Source organism: Oscillibacter sp. UBA6647, assembly GCA_002455655.1.
Classification (GTDB): domain Bacteria; phylum Bacillota; class Clostridia; order Oscillospirales; family Oscillospiraceae; genus Oscillibacter.
The window spans coordinates 14,246-17,220 of sequence record DKLF01000034.1 but is presented as its reverse complement, the minus strand read 5'-3'; the positions used below and the strand labels follow the sequence as shown (position 1 = coordinate 17,220).

The 2,975-nt window shown below is 58.1% G+C and carries 4 protein-coding genes; 3 read left to right on the top strand and 1 reads right to left on the bottom strand.

The features are described 5' to 3' along the window. Positions 1-951 (bottom strand): leucine-rich repeat protein (locus B2W96_RS03010; RefSeq protein WP_293008418.1); only part of this gene is annotated, 951 nt, incomplete at its 3' end. A 233-nt stretch (positions 952-1,184) separates the two neighbouring features. On the opposite strand from B2W96_RS03010, the gene B2W96_RS03005 reads away from it, so the two are divergent. From B2W96_RS03005 to B2W96_RS02995, 3 genes are all read left to right on the top strand, one after another. After that, positions 1,185-1,559 carry a GntR family transcriptional regulator gene (locus tag B2W96_RS03005; RefSeq protein WP_293008416.1) on the top strand — a complete coding sequence of 125 codons (375 nt, stop codon included), beginning with the start codon at positions 1,185-1,187 and terminating at the stop codon, positions 1,557-1,559. A 3-nt stretch (positions 1,560-1,562) separates the two neighbouring features. Continuing rightward, positions 1,563-2,414 carry an ABC transporter ATP-binding protein gene (locus B2W96_RS03000; RefSeq protein WP_293008414.1) on the top strand — a complete coding sequence of 284 codons (852 nt, stop codon included), beginning with the start codon at positions 1,563-1,565 and terminating at the stop codon, positions 2,412-2,414. A gap of 26 nt (positions 2,415-2,440) precedes the next feature. After that, positions 2,441-2,975 (top strand): ABC-2 transporter permease (locus tag B2W96_RS02995; protein WP_293008412.1); only part of this gene is annotated, 535 nt, incomplete at its 3' end.

Below are 2,975 nucleotides of genomic sequence, written 5' to 3'. Positions count from 1 at the left end.
CAGCCGCTCCAGCAGCAGCGCCAGCGACTCCGTAAGCCCCAGCCGCCGAGCCGTCTCCGCCGCCGTGCGCAGCGCATCCGCGTCTGCGCCGCTCAGAGGCAAAAACCATGCAAGGCCCCGGCTGTCCCGTCCTTCAAGAAGCCACGCCAGCACCGCTTCCGCCCTGCTTTTCAAATACGTCAGGTAGCGCTGGCCTGATTGTTCCGTCAGCTCCCGGGGCGCGCGCAGCCGGTGCCATGCAAGGCGCAGGGCGCAGCTTGGGTCGTGCTCCTTTTCCAAAAGGCCGGGGAACAGCCGGTCATACTCCTGAAGAGACAGCGCCCGGTCCCGGAACACATGGCGATAGGGATAGCCCGAGCCGTAGAGGTGAAAATCAAAGTGGTGGGCCGGGGCGTTTTCCTCCAATACCTCCCGGTACTCCGGAAAAATCAGCCGCACCGTCCCCCCGTCGGGATAGTCCACGCTTACATCCAGTTCCGTGGCCAGCTCGCCTGCAAAATAAGCAAGGCTCTCCACCCTGCCGTCCTGCGCCCGGATAAAAAACCGGCGCAGATGGCCGCAGTTCATAAACACGCCGCTGCCCCAATCGTTCACCGGCTCGGCAAGGTGCAGCTCTTTCAGGGCAGAGCAGTTGTAAAACGCGTAATCTCCCACCCGCCGCAGCGTGGGCGGCAGGGTCACGGCTTCGATGCCCCGTGGTTTGTCCCCCGGCGCTCCCCCTCCGCAGACAATGCGCAAAGGTTCCCCCTCCGGCGTGGGGCGGTTGGGAGAAAAAGCATGGTGGCCCAATGCCGTCACCGGAAGGCCCCGGACCCGCTCCGGCAGGAAAACGTGCTGTTCCCCGGAGGTCACGGCCGTCACCTCCGCCCCATCGGGCGCGGGCTTCCACCAGAGCGTCAGCGCGCTCTGTCCCATCTCTGTCTCCACGCCCTCGCCCCCTTTATATCCCATATATCCCATTCCGGTCCTGCCGGAGGCGCAAAGCGCCGCCGGGATATTTGCAGTTCAAGCAGGCACCCGCCTGCAACGCGGACATTGTACCATAGTTTCCGCCGGTTTTACAGTGTTTTCCCCTCCGATTCCCCGGTGCGGCAAAAATTGCTTAATCATTCCGAAATTTCCCCCTTGACATTTTTCTTCAACTGTATATACTGTACATGAACAGTATGTGAGGTGATTACAGCTTGGAAATTTTATTGAGCAATTCCTCCAGCGCACCCATCTACGAGCAGATTGCCGCCCAGATTCGGGATCAGATTGTGGCGGGGTCGCTGGAGCAGGGGGCGGCGCTACCCTCCATCCGGGCGCTGGCAAAGGACCTGCGCATCTCCGTCATCACCACCAAGCGGGCCTATGACGAGCTGGAAGCGGAGGGCTTTGTCTACACGGTGGCAGGCAAGGGCTGCTTTGTGGCGGAGCAGAACACGGAGCTGATCCGGGAGAACCGCCTGCGGGAAATCGAGGGCCATTTGCAGGCCGCCGCCGACCTTGCCGGAAGCTGCCGTGTCACGGACGGAGAGCTTGTTGCAATGCTGCGGATTATTTTAGAGGGGGAATGAACCATGGATGCAATTGAAATAAAGAATGTGAGCAAGCGCTTGGGCGACTTTGTCATACAGGATTTGAGCCTTGTGCTGCCTCAGGGGTCTATCTGCGGGCTGGTGGGAGAAAACGGAGCGGGAAAGACCACCGCCATTCGCCTGATTATGGACGCACTGCGGCCCGACAGCGGCGAAATCCGCGTGCTGGGCGTGGATAACCGCAGCCCGGAATTTCAGCGGGTGAAGGAGGACGTGGGCATCGTGCTGGACGAGTCTCATTTTCCCGAAACACTGAATGCCCGACAGGTGGGCCTGATTATGGCGGACACCTATCAGCGCTGGGACACTGCGGCTTACGACGAGTTTTTAAAGCGCTTTGGCCTGCCGCTAAAAAAGGCATTTAAGGACTATTCCCGGGGCATGACCATGAAGCTTGGCATCGCCGTGGCTCTGAGCCACAGCCCAAAGCTTCTGATTTTGGACGAGGCCACCAGTGGGCTGGATCCCATTGTCCGGGACGAGATTTTGGAGATTTTTTCCGAGTTTACCCGAGATGAAACCCGCTCCATTCTTATCTCCTCCCACATCGTCAGCGATCTTGAAAAGCTGTGCGATTACATTGCGTTTCTCCACAGGGGCCGTCTGCGGCTCTCTATGGAAAAGGACGCGTTGCGGGATGAATACGGCATTGTTTCCTGCAACAAAGCGTGCCTTTCCGAACTGCCCCAAGGAGCGGTGCTGGGCACAGAAGAATCGCCTTATGGCGTGCGGGCGCTGATAAAACGGAGTTTGGTTCCCGCCTCGCTGCCGGTGGAGCGGCCCAGTCTTGAGGATATCATTTTGTTTCTGGTGAAGGGGGAAAAACAGGGATGAAGGCGCTTTTAAAAAAGGATATTTTTGTGCTGCTGCGACAAATGAAGATGTTTCTTCTGATGATTGCAATTTTTGCGGCGATTCCTCAAGGGAACATGACCGTCTTTGCAATTGTCTACTGCGGCATGCTGCCCTATACCGCCATGGCCTATGACGAACGAAGCAAATGGGACGATTTGGCCGCCATGATGCCTTATAGCGCCAGTGACATGGTTATGAGCAAATATGTGCTGGGCTGGCTGGCAGTTGGCTGCGCCACCATTTTGAGCGCCCTGAGCAATTTCCTGCTGGGGCTGTTTATCACAACGGACTTTTCCCCGTCCTCGCTGCTGCCTTACATGTGCATGGGCTTTTTGATGATGGCCATAACGATGCCCCTTATGTTCCGTTTCGGTGTGGAAAAAGGAAGAATGTTTTTCATTCTTCTGATGGTAATCGTGGCCGTGGGCGGCGCGGGTCTGGTGGCCGGACTGGTTGATTCCAGCGAGAGCGGAGAGATTCCAACGAGGTTGCTTGGCTTTGTTCAGCTCGGCATCCCCCTGTTGTCCGCCGCGCTGACGG

Excerpts from the sequence above, each read along its gene's own strand:
- B2W96_RS03000 (WP_293008414.1), top strand. The coding sequence starts at position 1,563 with ATGGATGCAATTGAAATAAAGAATGTGAGCAAGCGCTTGGGCGACTTT.